The sequence below is a fragment of the Streptomyces graminofaciens genome, assembly GCF_030294945.1.
Lineage (GTDB): Bacteria > Actinomycetota > Actinomycetes > Streptomycetales > Streptomycetaceae > Streptomyces > Streptomyces graminofaciens.
The window spans coordinates 5,653,203-5,672,232 of record NZ_AP018448.1 but is presented as its reverse complement, the minus strand read 5'-3'; the positions used below and the strand labels follow the sequence as shown (position 1 = coordinate 5,672,232).

The following is a 19,030-nucleotide window of genomic DNA, read 5'->3' as shown; positions in this document are numbered from 1 at the left end:
CATCAGCTCCCCGGTGTGGTGCCGGGGGCGGCGTCGGAGCCGTAGTCCTGGAGTCCGGCGGCGCGGGCCAGTTCGAGGTCGAGGGCCTCGCGGCGGATGCGCTGGTCGACGTAGAGGAGCACGGTGACACCGGCGCTGATCGGGAAGGTGAGCGTCGCCCCGATCACCGAGCCGATGCCGCTGACGACGAGGAACGTCCAGCCGAGGTTGCTACCGCTGCCGGTGAGGAAACCGGAGAAGCCGTCCCCGTCCAGGGCCACGGCCAGGAAAGAGAAGGGGATCACGACGATCGACGCCACGACGTTGGCGATGATCGCGGCGAGCAGCTGGATGCCGAAGACCCGCCACCAGGAGCCGCGCACCAGCTTCGCGGAGCGGTTCATCGACTTCAGGACGCTCTGCTTCTCCAGCATCAGCGCGGGCGAGGCGAGCGAGAAGCGGATCATCAGCCAGAGGGCGACGACGCCCGCGCCGAGCCCGCCGAGCACGGCGAGCGCGGCGCCCGATCCGCCTTCGCCGCCGGCCGCGAGGAGGATGCCGGGCAAGATGCCGACGCCGACGATCAGGCCGCCGATGAGGGGCAGCAGGAGGGTCAGGCCGAACAGCTTCAGCAGCTGCGGGCGGGCGTCCCGCCAGGCCTCGGCGGTCGTGACCGACTTGCCGAGCACGGCACGGCTGGTGACGGTCGTGAGCAGGGCCGTGGCGACGATGGTTCCCAACAGGGAGATCAGCAGGACGGCGGAGGTGCTCAGCAGGGTCTCGCCGAGGGCTCGGCTCAGCTCGCTGGGCGTGGCGGTCGAGTCGCCGAGGACGTCCGAGTTCGCCGTGTCGTTCAGGACGAGGCCCTGGAGCAGGATGGCCGCGATCTGGGTGACGACCGCCACGGTCAGGGAGATGCCGAGGACCGTGCGCCAGTGGGCGCGCATGGTGGAGACGGCGCCATCGAGGATCTCGCCGACGCCGAGCGGGCGCAGCGGGATCACACCGGGCTTGGCCGCGGGCGGGGGACCGCCCCAACCGCCGCCGCCCCAGCCGGGGGCCCCGTAGCCGGGCGGACCGTAACCGGGCGGACCGTAACCGGGACCGGGGCCGCCGTAGCCGGGGTGACCGCCGGCGCCCGGGTAGCCGCCTGGGCCGGGCTGCTGAGGGCCGGGGTGGCCCGGGTGGCCGCCCCAGCCCGGGCCGGGCGGAGGTGGTGGCGGGGTCTGGCCGGGGGCCTGTGGGCTCGGCGTGGTCCACTGGGCGGGCGCCGGCTGCTCCTTGGACCACTTCGACGGGGGCTGCTGCTCGTCCGCGCCGGTCTGGTCCGCGGGCTGCGTGGCACCGCCCTGCGCCGGCTCCTCGCCGTCCTTGGGGGCTGATCCGGGCGAGGCCCAGCCCGGAGTGTCCTTCATCGTCGCTCCTTCACAGTGCCCGTCCGCGGTCGCGGCGGCAGGTTGGCGCCCATCGTGCCACGCGGTGTCTGGAAAGGGACCGGGGGCCGTATGGGCTGCGCACCTTCAATTGTCCGCCGGATACGGGGCAGACTGACTGCATGGCTGATCAGTACGCGCAATCCGGCGACGACATCCGGCCGACCGAGATACCCGCGATCCGTTGGGAGGAGCCACCCGAAGGTCCCGTTCTGGTCCTGCTCGACCAGACACGGCTGCCCGCCGAAGAAGTCGAGCTGGTGTGCACGGACGCGCCAGCGCTGGTCGAGGCGATCAGATCGCTCGCCGTGCGCGGGGCACCGCTGCTGGGCATCGCGGGGGCGTACGGCGTCGCGCTCGCCGCCGCACGCGGCTTCGACGTGGAGGACGCCGCCGAGGCGCTCGCGGCGGCCCGGCCCACCGCGGTGAACCTCACCGTCGGCGTGCGCCGGGCCCGGGCCGCGTACCGGGCCGAGCTGGAGCGGTCCGGGGACCGCGAGCAGGCCGAGCGGGCCGCGCTCGCCGCGGCGCGGGCGCTGCACCGGGAGGACGCCGAGGCCAGCACACGCATGGCCGCGCACGGGCTCGCGCTGCTCGACGAGCTGCTGCCGGGCGGCGGGCACCGGATACTCACCCACTGCAACACCGGGTCGCTGGTGTCGGGCGGGCGGGGCACGGCGTTCGCGGTGGCGCTCGCGGCACACCGCAAAGGGCGGCTGCGCAGGCTGTGGGTGGACGAGACGCGTCCGTTGCTGCAAGGTGCCCGTCTGACGGCGTACGAGGCGGCGCGCAGCGGAATGGCGTACACCTTGCTGACGGACAATGCCGCGGGCTCGTTGTTCGCGGCGGGGGAGGTGGACGCGGTGCTGGTCGGGGCCGACCGGATCGCGGCCGATGGTTCGGTGGCGAACAAGGTGGGGACCTACCCGCTCGCGGTGCTGGCCCGATATCACCATGTGCCGTTCGTCGTGGTCGCTCCGGTGACCACGGTGGATCCGGACACCCCCGACGGGGCGTCCATCGAAGTGGAACAGCGCGCAGGTCATGAGGTGACCGAGATCATGGCGCCGCAGGCGCCGGTGGCGGGAGCGGAGACGGGAGGTGGGATCGTGGTGGCACCCCTGGGAACCCAGGCATACAACCCGGCGTTCGACGTGACGCCGCCCGGGCTGGTGACGGCGATCGTCACCGAGGAGGGCGTCGTGTCGCCCGTGACCGCTGACGCGCTGACCGTGCTGTGTGACAGGTCACGCCAGGTAACGATTTAGTTAATGGGATGATGGCATTCATGAAGGGACGAGTCCTTGTCGTCGACGACGACACCGCACTGGCCGAGATGCTCGGCATTGTGTTGCGTGGTGAAGGTTTTGAGCCGTCTTTCGTAGCCGACGGCGACAAGGCGCTGGCCGCGTTCCGTGAGGCGAAACCGGATCTGGTGCTGCTCGATCTGATGCTGCCGGGCCGGGACGGGATCGAGGTGTGCCGCCTGATCAGGGCGGAGTCCGGAGTGCCGATCGTGATGCTCACAGCGAAGAGCGACACCGTGGACGTAGTGGTCGGCCTCGAGTCGGGCGCCGACGACTACATCGTGAAGCCGTTCAAGCCGAAGGAGCTGGTGGCCCGGATCCGGGCGCGGCTGCGCAGGTCGGAGGAGCCGGCGCCCGAGCAGCTCGCCATAGGCGACCTGGTCATCGACGTGGCCGGGCACTCCGTGAAGCGGGACGGGGCCTCGATCGCACTGACGCCGCTGGAATTCGACCTGCTGGTCGCGCTGGCGCGCAAACCGTGGCAGGTGTTCACCCGCGAGGTCCTGCTGGAGCAGGTCTGGGGGTACCGCCACGCGGCGGACACCCGGCTGGTGAACGTCCATGTGCAGCGGCTGCGCTCCAAGGTCGAGAAGGACCCGGAGCGGCCGGAGATCGTGGTGACCGTCCGTGGTGTCGGATACAAGGCAGGACCCAGCTGACATGTCCGTTGACAGTGCCGCTTCGGTGCCCGGCCAGCCGGGCACCCGCGCGGAGCGGCCTGTCGGCCGGAAACCGACGCGTTCCCGCTGGGGACGCCTCCTCGAGGGCGGGCTGCTGCACGGCGGAGTCCAGGGCAGCCCGGTCCTGAGGCTGTTCATGCGCTGGGTGCGTCGCCCGCTGCTGCCCGTGATGCGGCTGTGGCGGCGAAACATCCAGCTCAGGATCGTCGTCACGACCCTGCTGATGTCGCTCAGCGTTGTGCTGCTGCTGGGCTTCGTCGTCATCGGACAGGTCCGCAACGGCCTCCTCGACGCCAAGGTCAAGGCCTCCCAGAGCCAGGCCACGGGCGGGTTCACCGTCGCCGAGCAGAAGGCCGACAGCGCGGCGAGCGCGGGCGGCGGCGAGGGCGCCGAACTAAACGGCGACTCCGTACAGAACGTCGTCGAGTGGATGACCAACCTCGTGGCGTCCCTCTCCAGCGGCGGCCAGGGCGCGTTCGACGTGGTCACACTCAGCCCCGCCTCCGCCGACGGCGACACCGGAGGCCTCGGACCCCGCGCCTCCGGCGGCGTGAAATGGGACCTCAGCGTCCCCGTGGAACTGCGCGAGCGGGTCGACGACGGCACCGGCGCAGTCCAGAGCTACACACGGATCTACTACGACAACGGCCAGGAATCCCAGCCCGCGCTGATCATCGGCAAACAGGTCAACGCCCCCAACAGCAACCCCTACCAGCTGTACTACCTCTTCCCGCTCACCCAGGAGGAGAAGTCCCTCAGCCTGGTCAAGGGCACCCTGGCCACGGCCGGGCTGTTCGTCGTCGTACTCCTCGGGGCCATCGCCTGGCTCGTGGTGCGCCAGGTCGTCACCCCCGTACGGATGGCGGCCGGCATCGCCGAGCGGCTCTCCGCCGGGCGCCTGCAGGAACGTATGAAGGTCAGCGGCGAGGACGACATCGCACGGCTCGGCGAGGCCTTCAACAAGATGGCGCAGAACCTGCAACTGAAGATTCAGCAGCTGGAGGACCTGTCACGAATGCAGCGACGGTTCGTCTCCGACGTGTCGCACGAGCTGCGCACGCCGCTGACGACCGTCCGCATGGCGGCCGACGTCATCCATGACGCGCGCGTGGACTTCGACCCGGTGACCGCGCGGTCGGCGGAACTGCTCGCCGACCAGCTGGACCGCTTCGAGTCGCTGCTCGCGGACCTGCTGGAGATCAGCCGCTTCGACGCGGGCGCGGCGGCCCTGGAGGCCGAGCCGATAGACCTGCGCGAAGTCGTGCGGAAGGTCGTCAGCGGGGCCGCACCGCTCGCCGAACGCAAAGGCACGACCGTACGGGTCCTCGGCGACCAGCAGCCCGTCGTCGCCGAGGCCGACGCCCGGCGCGTGGAGCGCGTACTGCGCAACCTCGTCGTCAACGCCGTCGAGCACGGCGAGGGCAAGGACGTCGTCGTCAAACTTGCCGCGGCGGGCGGCGCGGTCGCCGTCGCCGTACGCGACTACGGCGTCGGGCTCAAGCCCGGCGAGGCGACCCGCGTCTTCAGCCGCTTCTGGCGGGCCGACCCGGCACGCGCGCGTACCACCGGCGGAACAGGACTCGGCCTTTCCATCGCCCTGGAGGACGCGCGGCTGCACGGCGGCTGGCTGCAGGCGTGGGGCGAGCCCGGCGGCGGATCGCAGTTCCGGCTCACACTGCCGAGGACCGCCGACGAGCCCCTGCGCGGATCCCCGATACCCCTGGAACCGAAGGACTCGCGGCGCAACCGCGGACTCAACGGCGCCGGCCTGCCCCAGAGCGGCGGCGGCAAGCTCGCCACGGTCCCCGTGCAGCCCGGTGAACCGGGCGCCGCACGGACCGCGATAGGCCCGCGACCCGGTGGCGGGACGGCCCCCACGGCCGACCCGACGGCGCTGCCCGGCAACGGGGCGCGCGTGGTGCCCCGGCCCACGGCGCCGAGCATGCCCGCGGGACGGCCGGACGCCGGGGCGGGACAGCAGGAGGAGCGGCCGTCCGGGAGCGGCGCGGACGCGGAGCAGCAGCACGAGCAGGGGGAGGCATTCCGTGGGCGCTGACCGCGACGAACGCGGCCGCCGGCGTCCGATACGGATGGGGGCGTACGTCGGCATCGGAGCCGTACTGCTGGCCGGCTGCGCCTCGATGCCGGACAGCGGGGACATGCGGGGGGTCGAATCCACGCCGCGCCAGGACACCCAGGTACGGGTCTTCGCGCTGCCGCCCGCCGAGGACGCCCAGCCGACCGAGATCGTGCAGGGCTTCCTCGAGGCCCTGACCAGCGACGACCCCAACTACGAGACGGCACGCAAGTACCTGACCGGCAACGCCGAGAAGCATTGGGACCCGGACGCCTCGACCACGGTCCTCGCCGAGGCGCCCACGCCCTTCACCAAGGTCACGGGGAACCGGCCGGACGGAAACGAATACTGGTTCGAGCTGACCGGTGACCAGGTCGTCGCCAAGGTCGACGGACAGCACGCGTACACGCCCGCCGACGGGAAGTACCACAAGACCGTCCACCTCACGCGGGTGAAGGACACCGACCAGTGGCGCATCGACGAACTGCCGCAGGGTGTGGTGCTCGGCAGGTCGGACTTCCAGCGCAACTACACGTCCATCAACAAGTACTACCTCACCTTCGCCGCACAGTCCGGGCAGCCGGGCACGGTCGCCGACCCGGTCCATGTACGCAGCAAGGTCGACCCGGTGACCCAGGTGGTCCGCGATTTGCTCAAGGGGCCCACCAGTTGGCTCGACCAGGCCGCATGGACGAGTTTCCCCTCCGGGACGGCGCTGCAGAAGGGCGCCGGGCCGCTGACGCCCGACGAGCAGAACAGACTCGTCGTACCGCTCAACAAGAAGGCCGACCGCGTCTCGCAGAGCAAGTGCAAGGAGATGGCCGCCCAACTCCTGTTCACCCTGCAGGACTACATGCCCAGCGGCGTCGACGAAATCGAACTCCAGGGCTCCGACGACCAGCAACTGTGCCTGCTCCGTGAGGGCCAGGCCGACATCATCGCCTCGCACGGCCCCGGCAAGAGCCCCACGTACGAATACTTCATCGACGGCGACCACAAGCTCGTACGCCTGTCCACGACCGGTACGGCACCCTCAGCCGTGCCCGGCGCGCTCGGCGAGGGCGACACACAACTGCGATCGGCCGCCGTGTCCCGCGACGAGGACTGGGCGGCAGGAGTGTCGCTCGACGGCAGCGACCTGTACGTGTCACCGCTGACCACGGGCGGAGTCTCCGGCGACCCCGTGCTGCGCAGCACCGGCGCCACCGCCAAGGACCGGCTGACCACGCCCAGTTGGGACGGGCGCGGAGACCTGTGGGTCGCCGACCGCGACCCGAAGAAGCCCCGGCTGCTGGTGCTGCAGGACGGCATGGGCGAGCCCGTCGAAGTGACGACACACGGGCTCGCCGGGCGCATCGAAGCGGTACGGGTGGCCTCCGACGGGGTGCGGATCGCGCTGATCGTCGAGAAGGGCGGCGAGCGCTCGCTGTACATCGGACGCATCGAGCGGGAAGCCGACGCCGACGGCACCACCGTCTCCATCGTCGAACTGCGCTCCGCCACACCGGACCTGGAAGACGTCACGGCCATGTCGTGGGCCGGCGACAGCAAACTCGTCGTCGTCGGGCGCGAGTCCGGCGGTGTGCAGCAGATGCGATACGTCCAGGTCGACGGCTCCCCGGTGCCCGGACCGGCACCCGCCGCCCTCACCGGCGTCAAGGAGATCGCCGCCTCCGAGGACGAAGGGCTGCCGCTGGTCGCGTACTCGGAGGACGGGATCGTACGACTGCCGTCCGGGGCGCAGTGGCAGAAGGTCGTCAAGGACGGGACCGCGCCGGTCTATCCGGGGTAGTTGCCCCGTTTCGGGTTGCCGGTTGAGTGAGGTGGCCCGTTCGTCTTTGTGAGGGCTTCGCCGGGGTCGTCACTCGTGTGGGGGACAACCCGTGATGGTTACGGTGAGTTGTCCACAGGGCGTTGTCCACAGGGGTGGCAGGCCGTCCCCCGCATTGGCAGAGTGGTCCGCATGCGGGCGTGGTGGCGGGACCTCACGGATCTGGTGCTGCCGGCCGAGTGCGGAGGCTGCGGCAGGCCTCGCGCGGTGCTCTGCCCGGAGTGCCGCGCGGCCCTGACCGGAGCCGCGCCGAGCCGGGTGCGACCGGTGCCGGAACCATGGGGGCTGCCTGTGGTGCACGCGGCGGCACCGTACGAGGACGCCGTGCGGGCGACGCTGCTCGCGCACAAGGAACGTGGCGCGCTGGCACTCGCCGGGCCGCTCGGGGTGGCGTTGGCGGGGGCTGTGCGGGTGGGGGTGGGGAGGGGTGGGGGTGGGGGAGGGGCCCCCGAAGAGCCGCCCGCCCCGGAGCAGCCGCCCGCCCCGAAACAGCCGCCCCTCCCGGAACACTCGCCCGTCCTCCTCGTCCCCGTCCCCTCCTCCCGTCAAGCCGTCCGCGCTCGTGGTCACGACCCGGCCCGTCGGATCGCGCTCGCCGCTGCCCGGGAGCTGCGGCGTACCGGGATGCCGGCCCGGGTGCTCGGGGTGTTGCGGCAGTGTCGTGTGGTCGCCGATCAGTCGGGGCTGGACTCGCGGGAGCGGCTGGACAATCTCGCGGGCGCTCTGGAGGTGGTCGCCGGTGGGGCTGGGCTGTTGGCGGGTGGGCGGGTCGTGCTGGTGGACGACCTGATGACGACCGGAGCCTCGCTCGCGGAGGCGGCGCGCGCGGTGCGGGCCGCGCGTGTGGCATCGGAGGGCATTCATGCGGCATCGGGGGGCATGCGCTCGGGGCCGGTGTATCGGGGTGTGGCGCCGGTGGACAGGGGCGCGGCGTCGATGGCGCGAGGAGTTTCTATGGCAGGCAGGGACGTGGCGTCGATGGGCCGGGGCGAGGTGCTGGTAGACAGGGACGTGGCGTCGATGGATGTGGGCGTGTCGCCGGTGGGGAGGGGCGCGGTGCCGAGGAGTCTGGGCGTAGTGGCCGCCGGGAGAGGGACGGAGTCGACGGGATTCGGCGTGGTGCCGCGGGAGGCGAGAGGTGTGAGGCGCACGGCGGTGAAGACGCCTCGGGCATATGCCGTGCGGGAAGCCGTCGGCGAGGACGGCGCCCGTGGCTGGATCTGCGCGGCCGTGATCGCGGCGCCTCCGGACTCTTTCGAAATAAACCGGAACTGATAGAGATCTTCCATCGTTGCAGGTAATGAGAGCCCCTATTCACCTGAACGGAGGTACGTCTCGGTAGAGGGTGACGACATCCGTCCGGGCGAGATATGTTCGGTTGTGAGGGAATGGCCCAGGCTGTTCACCGCATATCCGAGTGCCGTGCTGCGGGTTTTCTGTAATCACCCGCACCGGTGGGGTGGAGATCTTGTCCCCGGGGGAGGAGGAGGTGGAAGTCACCGAGTCCGCGGTTCCGGAAGTCACCGGAACCTGGTGCACAAGGGAGATGCTCCGCCAGTGGAGCGGAGCGATCCGGGAACGGAGTTCTGCGTGGACATCGTCGTCAAGGGCCGCAAGACCGAGGTGCCCGAGCGGTTCCGCAAGCACGTGGCCGAGAAGCTGAAGCTGGAGAAGATCCAGAAGCTCGACGGCAAGGTGATCAGCCTCGACGTCGAGGTGTCCAAGGAGCCCAACCCCCGACAGGCCGACCGCAGTGACCGAGTGGAGATCACGCTCCGCTCCCGCGGGCCGGTGATCCGGGCGGAGGCCGCGGCAAGCGATCCGTACGCGGCGCTAGACCTGGCGGCGGACAAGCTGGAAGCCCGGCTGCGCAAGCAGCACGACAAGCGTTACACGCGCCGAGGCGCCCGTCGGCTCACGGCCGCAGAGGTTCCCGACCATGTTCAGGGCGTAGCGACACTGAACGGCAACGGGTACGCCGCTCAGGAGGAAGAGCCGGACGGTGTGCCGACAAAGAAGATCGGCTCGCTCGAGGTGAAGGGCGAAGGCCCCCTCATCGTCCGCGAGAAGACCCACGTCGCGTCGCCGATGACGCTCGACCAGGCGCTCTACGAGATGGAGCTGGTCGGGCACGACTTCTACCTGTTCGTAGACTCCGAGACCAAGGAACCGAGTGTCGTCTACCGGCGGCACGCGTACGACTACGGTGTGATCCACCTCAGCACGGACACGATGGTCACCCAGGCGCATCCGGACGCTGCGGGTGGCGCGCTCGGCGGCTGACCGCGCCGGGCGATGACCGAGCCGGTGCCCCTGGAGAGCGTGTGCGCCCCCAGGGGCACCGGTGTGCGACCCCTTGCGGTCCGCTCAATCACCGCTCCGGCGCCCGGGCATGAAATCATGGCCGAACCGGCCCCAACCGGCGGGCTGTTGCCTTGGGCTGGCGATGGCACAGAAACACAGGCCACGGCCTTCAGGGGGAGGAACGATGGCGGACAGCAGCTTCGGACCGATGCGTGACGCGGATGCCGACGACGGCAGCGCGGGCACGGTCCCGGCCGCGGGCTCCCCGGGCAAGGAGCCCATTCGGGTTCTCGTCGTGGACGACCACGCGCTCTTCCGCCGCGGTCTGGAGATCGTGCTCGCCGCCGAGGAGGACATCCAGGTCGTCGGTGAGGCGGGTGACGGGGCGGAGGCCGTCGACAAGGCGGCGGATCTGTTGCCGGACATCGTGCTGATGGACGTGCGGATGCCCAAGCGGGGCGGGATCGAGGCGTGCACCTCCATCAAGGAGGTGGCCCCCAGCGCGAAGATCATCATGCTGACGATCAGCGACGAGGAGGCAGACCTCTACGACGCGATCAAGGCGGGGGCCACGGGTTATCTCCTCAAGGAGATCTCCACGGACGAGGTCGCCACGGCCATTCGCGCGGTCGCCGACGGGCAGTCCCAGATCAGTCCCTCGATGGCGTCGAAGCTGCTCACCGAGTTCAAGTCCATGATCCAGCGGACCGATGAGCGGCGTCTTGTGCCGGCGCCGCGGCTGACCGATCGGGAACTGGAAGTCCTCAAGCTGGTGGCGACCGGAATGAACAACCGGGATATCGCCAAGGAGCTGTTCATCTCCGAGAACACCGTGAAGAACCACGTGCGGAACATTCTGGAGAAGCTTCAGCTGCACTCCAGGATGGAGGCCGTGGTGTACGCGATGCGAGAGAAGATCCTCGAGATCCGCTAGGGCCTGTCCGACCCTTCCCGTCGTCGCCCGGAGCCGCGGCCAGGCGCCCGTTGCGGCACCGGTGTGTCCGCGTACGTGCGTGCTCTCGGCATGGCGTCGCGAGGCAGACGGGAATGGTCGGACAGGCCCTGGGGCCGTGAGAACCGCAGGGTCACGTCAGGGCTCGTACCAGAGGCTCGCGTAGTTCCGGGGCGTCCACCCGCTCCACCCGTACGTCCGTACAGTCCACCCAGCTTGCGGCTTCGAGCAGGGCCTGGGCCACGGCCGGGACCGCCTTGGGGCCGTCGAGGGTGACCTGCCTGGCGACCAGGGTCCGGCCGTCGCGCGCGGGGTCGACGCGGCCGACCAGACGGCCGCCGGCAAGGACCGGCATCGCGAAGTAGCCGTACACCCGCTTCTGCTTGGGGACGTATGCCTCCAGGCGGTGGGTGAAGCCGAAGATGCGCTCCGTGCGGGCCCGCTCCCAGATCAGGGAGTCGAACGGGGACAGGAGCGTTGTGCGGTGGCGGCCGCGCGGGGCGGTCTCCAGGGCCGCCGGGTCGGCCCAGGCCGGTTTCCCCCAGCCCTCCACCGTCACCGGGACGAGGCCCGAGTCGGCGATCACCGCGTCGAACTGCTCGGCCTTGAGGCGGTGGTAGTCGGCGATGTCCGCGCGCGTGCCGACGCCCAGGGCCTCGCCGGCCAGGCGGACCAGGCGGCGCAGGCACTCCGCGTCGTCCAGCTCGTCGTGGAGCAGGGGCTCGGGGACGGCGCGCTCGGCGAGGTCGTACACCCGCTTCCAGCCGCGGCGCTCCACGCACACCACCTCGCCGTACATCAGCGCGCGTTCGACGGCGACCTTCTCACCGGACCAGTCCCACCATTCGCTGGTGCGCTTGGCTCCGCCCAACTCCGTGGCAGTGAGGGGGCCTTCGGCGCGGAGCTGCTTGATGACGCGGTCGTAGGCGCCGTCCGGGAGTTGGTGGCTCCACTGGGGACGGGAGCGGTAGGCGCGGCGGCGGAAGGCGAAGTGGGGCCACTCCTCGATGGGGAGGATGCAGGCCGCGTGGGACCAGTACTCGAAGGCGTGTACATCCGTCCAGTACGCCTTGTCGACCGTCGTGCGGCCTACGGCGCCGAGGCGGGCGTACGGGATGAGTTCGTGGGAACGGGCGAGGACCGAGATGGTGTCGAGCTGGACCGCGCCCAGGTGCCGCAGGACGCCGCGGACGCCGGATCTGCGGTCCGGGGCGCCGAGGAAACCCTGGGCCCTCAGAGCGATACGGCGGGCTTCGTCTGCGGTGAGTTCTGTGGTGGGGCGTGGCAGGGGTGTCATGGGGCGCAGCGTAGGGGAGGGCACTGACAAGTGGGGTTGAGCTGGGGAGATGGGGTCGGGTGTGAGTGGGGACGCTTGGTGCTGGTGTCGATGACGTGTTTGTTTCGCCCCCGTCGGCCTTGCCCGGCCCATCCCTGGGGGCTTCGCCCTCAGACCCCCCGATCGGCCTGAACGGCCTCGTCCTCAAACGCCGGACGGGCCGGGACTTTCCGGCGCCGGCAGGTAGGGCGCCGTCGAAGGCAGCCCCATGTCCGACGGCAGCAACGAGGCCAGCCAGCAGTCTCGGCGGGTGCCTTGGTTGAGGAGGGCTGAGCGGAGGGTGCCTTCCAGGGTGAAGCCGGTGTTCTCGGCGACCGCGCGGGAGGCGGTGTTGCCCAGTTCGGCCCGCCATTCGAGGCGGTCGAGGCCGAGCTGGGTGAAGGCCCAGTGGGCGGTGGCGAGGGTGGCCTCGGTGATGTAGCCGTTGCGGCGGTGTTCCTTGGTGGCCCAGAAGCCGACCTCGCCGGTGCCCGGGGCGCGCATGGTGATGCCGATCATGCCCGTCAGCTCCCCGGAGGGGAGGAAGACGCCGAAGGTGAACATGGAGGCGTTCGCCCAGCCGTCCGGAACCACTTGGCCGACGAAGGACTCGGCGTGCTCACGCAGATACGGCGAGGGGATCGTGGTCCAGCGCTGGATGTCCGGGTCCTGGGCGGCCGCGTACACGGTGTCGGTGTCGTGCGGGCCCACGGTGCGCAGGAGCAGACGCTCGGTGGTCAGGGTGACGGGTTCCATCGGGCGATTCTGCTCGGGGGCGTGGAAGCACGCCATCCTATTTGCGGACGCTCCGGGGCTCTTTGTGGACGCTCCGGGGCCCTTTGCGGATGAGCCGGGTGTCCGGGCGTCCCCATGCGTCCGGTGCTATGCATGGGTGTCCGTCCGCGTTCCTCGCGGGGGCGAGCACGGCGCCGCAATTCGTGCGTTTCGTGGGCGGAACGCGGCACCAACGGCCTCGCCCGCCCGTTGTCGTAGTGGCTGTCGCCGACAGACCTCCCGGCACGGCGGGGTCCTCGCTTACGATGGCCGTTGCTCAAGCTGTGATTTGAATCTGTCCATTGAAACCGACCGTCCCAGGCCCGACCGGCAAGGAGACAAACCCCCGTGTCCGTCCTCTCGAAGATCATGCGTGCAGGCGAAGGCAAGATCCTGCGCAAGCTGCACCGCATCGCGGACCAGGTCAACTCCATCGAAGAGGACTTCGTCGACCTCTCCGACGCCGAGCTGCGTGCCCTGACCGAGGAATACAAGCAGCGGTACGCCGACGGCGAGAGCCTCGACGACCTGCTCCCCGAGGCGTTCGCCACCGTCCGTGAGGGTGCCAAGCGCGCGCTCGGCCAGCGGCCCTACGACGTACAGATCATGGGTGGTGCGGCCCTGCACCTCGGCTATGTGGCCGAGATGAAGACCGGTGAGGGCAAGACCCTCGTCGGCACGCTGCCCGCGTATCTGAACGCGCTGTCCGGCGAAGGCGTCCACCTCATCACGGTCAACGACTACCTGGCCGAGCGCGACTCCGAGATGATGGGCCGCGTCCACAAGTTCCTGGGCCTGAGCGTCGGCTGCATCCTCGCCAACATGACGCCGGCCCAGCGCCGCGAGCAGTACGCGTGCGACATCACGTACGGCACGAACAACGAGTTCGGCTTCGACTACCTGCGCGACAACATGGCGTGGTCCAAGGACGAGCTCGTCCAGCGCGGCCACAACTTCGCGATCGTCGACGAGGTCGACTCCATCCTCGTCGACGAGGCCCGTACGCCGCTGATCATCTCCGGTCCGGCCGACCAGGCCACGAAGTGGTACGGCGACTTCGCCAAGCTGGTCACGCGCCTGAAGAAGGGCGAGCCGGGCAACCCCCTCAAGGGCATCGAGGAGACCGGCGACTACGAGGTCGACGAGAAGAAGCGCACGGTCGCCATCCACGAGTCCGGCGTCTCCAAGGTCGAGGACTGGCTGGGCATCGACAACCTCTACGAGTCGGTGAACACGCCTCTGGTGGGCTACCTGAACAACGCCATCAAGGCCAAGGAGCTCTTCAAGAAGGACAAGGACTACGTCGTCATGGACGGCGAAGTCATGATCGTCGACGAGCACACCGGCCGTATCCTCGCCGGCCGCCGCTACAACGAGGGCATGCACCAGGCGATCGAGGCGAAGGAAGGGGTGGACATCAAGGACGAGAACCAGACGCTCGCCACGATCACCCTGCAGAACTTCTTCCGCCTCTACAAGCGCCACGACCACAACGGCAAGGAACAGCCCGGTCTGTCCGGCATGACCGGTACGGCGATGACCGAGGCCGCCGAGTTCCACCAGATCTACAAGCTCGGTGTCGTGCCGATCCCGACCAACCGGCCGATGGTCCGCAAGGACCAGTCCGACCTGATCTACCGCACCGAGGTCGCGAAGTTCGAGGCGGTCGTCGACGACATCGTCGAGAAGCACGAGAAGGGCCAGCCGATCCTCGTCGGTACGACGTCGGTCGAGAAGTCCGAGTACCTCTCGCAGCAGCTGAGCAAGCGCGGTGTCCAGCACGAGGTGCTCAACGCCAAGCAGCACGACCGGGAGGCGACGATCGTCGCCCAGGCCGGCCGCAAGGGCGCCGTGACCGTGGCCACCAACATGGCCGGTCGTGGTACGGACATCAAGCTCGGCGGCAACCCCGACGACCTCGCCGAGGCGGAGCTGCGTCAGCGCGGCCTCGACCCCGAGGAGCACATCGAGGAGTGGGCCCACGCCCTGCCCGAGGCCCTCGCCAAGGCCGAGGAAGCGGTCAAGGCGGAGTTCGAGGAGGTCAAGGAGCTCGGCGGGCTCTACGTCCTCGGCACAGAGCGGCACGAGTCCCGCCGTATCGACAACCAGCTGCGCGGTCGTTCCGGCCGTCAGGGCGACCCGGGCGAGTCCCGCTTCTACCTGTCGCTGGGCGACGACCTGATGCGGCTCTTCAAGGCCCAGATGGTCGAGCGCGTGATGTCGATGGCGAACGTGCCGGACGATGTGCCGATCGAGAACAAGATGGTCACGCGCGCGATCGCGTCGGCCCAGTCGCAGGTCGAGCAGCAGAACTTCGAGACCCGGAAGAACGTCCTCAAGTACGACGAGGTCCTCAACCGGCAGCGCGAGGTCATCTACGGCGAGCGCCGCCGTGTCCTGGAGGGCGAGGACCTGCAGGAGCAGATCCAGCACTTCATGGACGACACGATCGACGCGTACATCGCCGCCGAGACCGCCGAGGGCTTCGCCGAGGAGTGGGACCTGGACCGGCTGTGGGGCGCCTTCAAGCAGCTCTACCCGGTGAAGGTCACCGTCGAGGAGCTGGAGGAGGCGGCCGGTGACCGGGCGGGGCTGACCGCCGAGTTCATCGCCGAGTCCATCAAGGACGACATCACCGAGCAGTACGAGGCGCGCGAGAAGCAGCTCGGCTCGGAGATCATGCGTGAGCTGGAGCGGCGGGTCGTGCTGTCGGTCCTCGACCGCAAGTGGCGTGAGCACCTCTACGAGATGGACTACCTCCAGGAGGGCATCGGTCTGCGCGCGATGGCGCAGAAGGACCCGCTGGTCGAGTACCAGCGCGAGGGCTTCGACATGTTCACCGCCATGATGGAGGGCATCAAGGAGGAGTCCGTCGGCTATCTGTTCAACCTGGAGGTCCAGGTCGAGCAGCAGGTCGAGGAGGTTCCGGTCGAGGACGACAAGCCCTCGCTGGACAAGAAGGAGGACGGCGTTCCGGCGCAGGCGGGTGCCTCGCGCCCGGAGATCCGCGCCAAGGGCCTGGAGGCCCCGGCCCGCCGTGACCGCCTCCACTTCTCCGCGCCGACCGTGGACGGCGAGGGCGGTGTCGTCGAGGGCGACCTGCCCGAGGACGAGCCCGTCCGCTCCGAGGCCGACGGCCTCACGCGCGCCGAGCGCCGCAAGCAGCAGGCGGCCAAGGGCGGACGCCGCCGCAAGAAGTGACGCTCGCTCCGCGTGACGGAGCCGAGCGGGTGAAGGGCCGGGCATCTTCGGGTGCCCGGCCCTTCGGGTTGTCCGGCCGCCGGTTCCGGTGCGGTTCCGGGCTCGGCTCTCGTGGTGTCGGTTCAGGTGGACCCGGTTGCCGGGCCGGCGCCGGCTGCAGGGCCGGTGTCGGTGTCAGTCGTCGTCCGTGCGAGGCATGCGTGGGCCGCCCAGTTCCACCGCCGTGCAGCGCCAGCGGTGGTCGGGGCCGTGTTCCAGACGGAAGGCCATCGCGCGCAACTGGTCGCCGGCGCCGATACGGGCGAATACCTCCAGGGCGCCCGGGCCGGCGACGTAGTGGCCGATGTCGCGGATGACCGGGCGGCTGCCGCGTGTGGTGCGCAGAAGGCCGCGTTCGGTGAGCCAGGCCAGTTCGTCGTAGGCCCGGCCGACGGTGTGCCGGAGCATGCTGTGCACGGGCCGCTGACCGCTCAGCACGGCCAGCAGGAGGTCCGCGAAGTGGTCGGTGGGGCGGAGCTGCGGGGCGGGCGCTGCGGGGGCCGTGGCGGCGGCTGTACGGCCTGTGCCCCTGGCCGGTGCCGTACGGGACGGGCCGGTGCCGGGGCGGCGGGTGTCGTGGCGGACGGGCGGGCGGGTGCCGGGGTGGCGCTTGGACCTGGTCATGACCTTGTTCATGGAGTCCCCGTTTCGTCGTGATGCCGCGTGATACCGGTCGGTAACTTGGCGGTGAGGATCTTGTACGAGGTCGGAGGCGGCTGCTGCAAGAGGAGACACCCGCCTGCCGGGGGCCCCGGGATGTTCACCTATCAGGGTGATCGGGACGGTGGCCGACCCCGAGGTGAAGAGGGCGTACCGGGTGAGGAGACGGGCCCGGTGTGGACGCCTGCGAGGCCTTGGCCGGGGGCTCGAAAGGAGGACGCCCGCACGTATCCTGAAGCTCGTTCGAGACCCCTGCCAAGGGTCCCTGTCACGACTACGAAAGCGGCCTGCCATGCGCGTCTACGTCCCCCTGACCCTCCCCGGGCTCGCCGAGGCGTACAAGACGGGTGAGCTGGGGGAGGCGTCGTTCGTCGCGTACGCCGTCACGCCCGCGCTGCGCGAGTGGTACCTCTCGGACGACATCGAGGAGCTGGAGTACGCCGCGCTGAACCGGGCCGCGTTGGCCTCGCTGCGGCTCGTCGCCGTGGAGCCGGGGGCCGCGCGGCGCCGCATCGTGGTGGCCGTCGACGTCGCCGACCGGGACGCGGTCGCCGACCCCGACCGGGGGCTCGACCCGGCCGCGCTCGGCGAGGTGCGGGTCGCCGGGCCGGTGGCACTGGCCAAGGCCGCCGCGGTGCATGTCGACGCCGACGAGGCCGAGGAGGACGTGGCCGCGGCCGCCGACGCGCTCGGGGCGGCGGACCACGGCGACGACGACGCCCAGTTCATCGTGGACGGGGCCTACGACCACGAACTGCTCTGGTACGCGACGCAGGAGATCCCGAACCTGGTGGGGCTGGGCGACTGAGCGTCCCGCGCCGGTCACAGTTACGAACCCCTGGTCACGATGCGTTGTCAGTGGGCCGGGGTACGTTCTTGATTATGGGGAAGCACGAAGTGGCGCACATTGTGTGGGACTGGAACGGGACGCTGTTCCACGACAACGAGGCGATCATCGGGGCGACGAACGCGGCGTTCGCGCAGCTGGGCATCGAGCCGCTCACGATGGAGCGGTACCGGGAGCTGTACTGCGTTCCGGTGCCGAAGTTCTACGAGCGGCTGATCGGGCGGCTGCCCACCGACGAGGAGTGGGAGGTCATGGACGAGATCTTCCACCGGTACTACGCGGAGCACCGGGTGGCCTGCGGGCTCACCGACGGGGTGCCGGAGTTGCTCGCGGGGTGGCGGTCGGCGGGGCGCAGCCAGTCGATCCTCAGCATGTATGTGCACGATGAGCTGGTGCCGTTGGTGCGGGGATTCGGGATCGAGCCGCACTTCATACGGGTCGACGGGCGGACCGGGCCGTCCGGGGGCAGCAAGACCGAGCACATGGTCCGGCATCTGCGGCGGCTGGGGGGCGTGGAGGCCGAGCGTACGGTCGTGATCGGGGACGCCGCCGATGACGCCGTGGCCGCGCGGCATGTGGGGGCGCGGGCGGTGCTGTACACCGGGGGGTCGCACAGCCGGGCCAGCCTGGAGGGGGTCGGCGTGCCTGTGGTGGACACGCTGGAGGAGGCTGTCGCGGAGGCGGAGCGGTTGGCGGCGTGACGGTGAGCTGAGCGAGCTGAGCCGACCCGGTTTGTGCGGCACCCCTGCGGCTGTTGCTGGGCGGGGCCAGGTCGCGCGGCCCGGCCCCCTTACGGGGTGCCCCGACCGGCGTCGAGCGTCCGCGCCCCCCTCGCTCGTCTCTCCCGCGCCTCCGTTTGCCATGACCTGAGCCGTGGCTCACAGTCGTGCTGTGGAGAGGCGCATGTGGGCTCGTCGATGCGCAGTGGCCGCCGTGGGCGTGTCTCTGCTGGGCGGTGTTTCCGCGTGTGGCGGTGGGTCCGCGGCGAAAACCCCGTCGTCGCCCTCCGTCATCCGGGCCACGGCGTCGGCATCGCCCTCGTCCGTCGTGTACACGAGCAAGAAGTTCGCCGTGCCGCTGACGGTCACCGTGCCCGCCTCGCTCGGCGCGCGTCCCGTGGCGGACACCCGTACGTTCCTGACCTGGGTGAAGGGCGAGAGCGACAGAGTCAGGTTCCTGCTGCCGGTGGTCGTGTACCCGCCGGGGCGGAACGAACCGGTGAAGCCGCCCAGGAGCTACGAGAAGTACCTGGCCTTCCTGCGCGGGCAGGTCGACTACCACGCGAAGTGGCGGGACAAGACCGAGACGAGCGTCGACGGGCACCCGGCGACCCTGATGACCGGCACCACCGACTGGTCGCTCAATGGCAGCCTCGGCTGCCCCATGGCCGACGGAGACGCCGCCGACGACTGTTATGGGCTGCAACCCGAGTACGCGCTACGAGTGGCCGTCATCGACATCGGCGACCGGACCCCCTTGGTGGCCTGGACCACCGTGAACATCGAACAGCAGCGGGAAACATCGGCCGAGTTCACTCGTTTCGAGGCGATGCTGCGAAGCCTGAGGTTCTCACCCCGGTCCTGAGGTTCTCACCCCGGTGCTCAGTGAGGTTCTCACCCCGGTCCTGGCCC

Annotated in this window: 15 protein-coding genes; 11 read left to right on the top strand and 4 right to left on the bottom strand. The window is 70.1% G+C overall.

The genetic code is table 11. The annotated features are described in order from the left end of the window. Positions 1-2 precede the first annotated feature (2 nt). Positions 3-1,394, bottom strand: coding sequence for a glycerophosphoryl diester phosphodiesterase membrane domain-containing protein (locus SGFS_RS24225; RefSeq protein WP_286253312.1), 1,392 nt, complete (start codon positions 1,392-1,394; stop codon positions 3-5). 140 nt (positions 1,395-1,534) lie between these two features. On the opposite strand from SGFS_RS24225, the gene mtnA reads away from it, so the two are divergent. From mtnA to SGFS_RS24190, 7 genes are all read left to right on the top strand, one after another. Continuing rightward, the gene (gene mtnA / locus SGFS_RS24220) at positions 1,535-2,680 is read left to right on the top strand and encodes an S-methyl-5-thioribose-1-phosphate isomerase (protein WP_286253310.1); all 1,146 of its coding nucleotides are present in this window, start codon (positions 1,535-1,537) and stop codon (positions 2,678-2,680) included. An 8-nt stretch (positions 2,681-2,688) separates the two neighbouring features. Continuing rightward, a complete protein-coding gene (gene mtrA / locus SGFS_RS24215; RefSeq protein ID WP_286253308.1) occupies positions 2,689-3,378 on the top strand; it encodes a two-component system response regulator MtrA in 690 nt (229 codons plus the stop codon). Position 3,379: 1 nt separating this feature from the next. Next, positions 3,380-5,455, top strand: coding sequence for an MtrAB system histidine kinase MtrB (gene mtrB / locus SGFS_RS24210; protein WP_286253306.1), 2,076 nt, complete (start codon positions 3,380-3,382; stop codon positions 5,453-5,455). Continuing rightward, the gene (locus SGFS_RS24205) at positions 5,445-7,268 is read left to right on the top strand and encodes an LpqB family beta-propeller domain-containing protein (RefSeq protein WP_286253304.1); all 1,824 of its coding nucleotides are present in this window, start codon (positions 5,445-5,447) and stop codon (positions 7,266-7,268) included. The genes mtrB and SGFS_RS24205 overlap by 11 nt, the downstream gene beginning before the upstream one ends. Before the next feature lie 171 nt (positions 7,269-7,439). Next, positions 7,440-8,582 carry a ComF family protein gene (locus SGFS_RS24200; protein ID WP_286253303.1) on the top strand — a complete coding sequence of 381 codons (1,143 nt, stop codon included), beginning with the start codon at positions 7,440-7,442 and terminating at the stop codon, positions 8,580-8,582. Positions 8,583-8,897: 315 nt separating this feature from the next. Then, the gene (gene hpf / locus SGFS_RS24195; protein ID WP_434027998.1) at positions 8,898-9,590 is read left to right on the top strand and encodes a ribosome hibernation-promoting factor, HPF/YfiA family; all 693 of its coding nucleotides are present in this window, start codon (positions 8,898-8,900) and stop codon (positions 9,588-9,590) included. Positions 9,591-9,795: 205 nt separating this feature from the next. Then, complete coding sequence (locus SGFS_RS24190) at positions 9,796-10,545, top strand: response regulator (RefSeq protein WP_286253300.1); 750 nt, start codon at positions 9,796-9,798, stop codon at positions 10,543-10,545. A gap of 151 nt (positions 10,546-10,696) precedes the next feature. On the opposite strand, the gene SGFS_RS24185 is transcribed toward SGFS_RS24190, so the two are convergent. Both SGFS_RS24185 and SGFS_RS24180 read right to left on the bottom strand, forming a co-directional pair. Next, positions 10,697-11,860 (bottom strand): winged helix-turn-helix domain-containing protein, encoded by a 1,164-nt coding sequence (locus SGFS_RS24185; protein WP_286253298.1) that lies wholly within the window; start codon positions 11,858-11,860, stop codon positions 10,697-10,699. Between the two features lie 183 nt (positions 11,861-12,043). Then, on the bottom strand, positions 12,044-12,634 hold the full coding sequence (locus tag SGFS_RS24180; protein ID WP_286253296.1) for a GNAT family N-acetyltransferase: 591 nt from the start codon (positions 12,632-12,634) through the stop codon (positions 12,044-12,046). A 366-nt stretch (positions 12,635-13,000) separates the two neighbouring features. Here SGFS_RS24180 and secA point away from each other — a divergent pair, with 366 nt between their 5' ends. Continuing rightward, entirely contained in the window at positions 13,001-15,853 is a 2,853-nt protein-coding gene (gene secA / locus SGFS_RS24175; protein ID WP_286253293.1) for a preprotein translocase subunit SecA, read from the top strand. A 174-nt stretch (positions 15,854-16,027) separates the two neighbouring features. Here secA and SGFS_RS24170 read toward each other — a convergent pair whose 3' ends face one another. Further along, entirely contained in the window at positions 16,028-16,528 is a 501-nt protein-coding gene (locus SGFS_RS24170; RefSeq protein ID WP_286253290.1) for an Rv3235 family protein, read from the bottom strand. Positions 16,529-16,844: 316 nt separating this feature from the next. Between SGFS_RS24170 and SGFS_RS24165 the strand changes: the two genes are divergently transcribed. The 3 genes from SGFS_RS24165 to SGFS_RS24155 all read left to right on the top strand — a co-directional run bounded on the left by SGFS_RS24165 (position 16,845) and on the right by SGFS_RS24155 (position 18,983). Then, the gene (locus tag SGFS_RS24165; RefSeq protein WP_286253288.1) at positions 16,845-17,360 is read left to right on the top strand and encodes a DUF6912 family protein; all 516 of its coding nucleotides are present in this window, start codon (positions 16,845-16,847) and stop codon (positions 17,358-17,360) included. A 74-nt stretch (positions 17,361-17,434) separates the two neighbouring features. Beyond that, a complete protein-coding gene (locus tag SGFS_RS24160; protein ID WP_286253286.1) occupies positions 17,435-18,100 on the top strand; it encodes an HAD family hydrolase in 666 nt (221 codons plus the stop codon). Positions 18,101-18,446: 346 nt separating this feature from the next. Beyond that, entirely contained in the window at positions 18,447-18,983 is a 537-nt protein-coding gene (locus SGFS_RS24155; RefSeq protein ID WP_286253284.1) for a hypothetical protein, read from the top strand. The last annotated feature ends 47 nt before the right edge of the window (positions 18,984-19,030 follow it).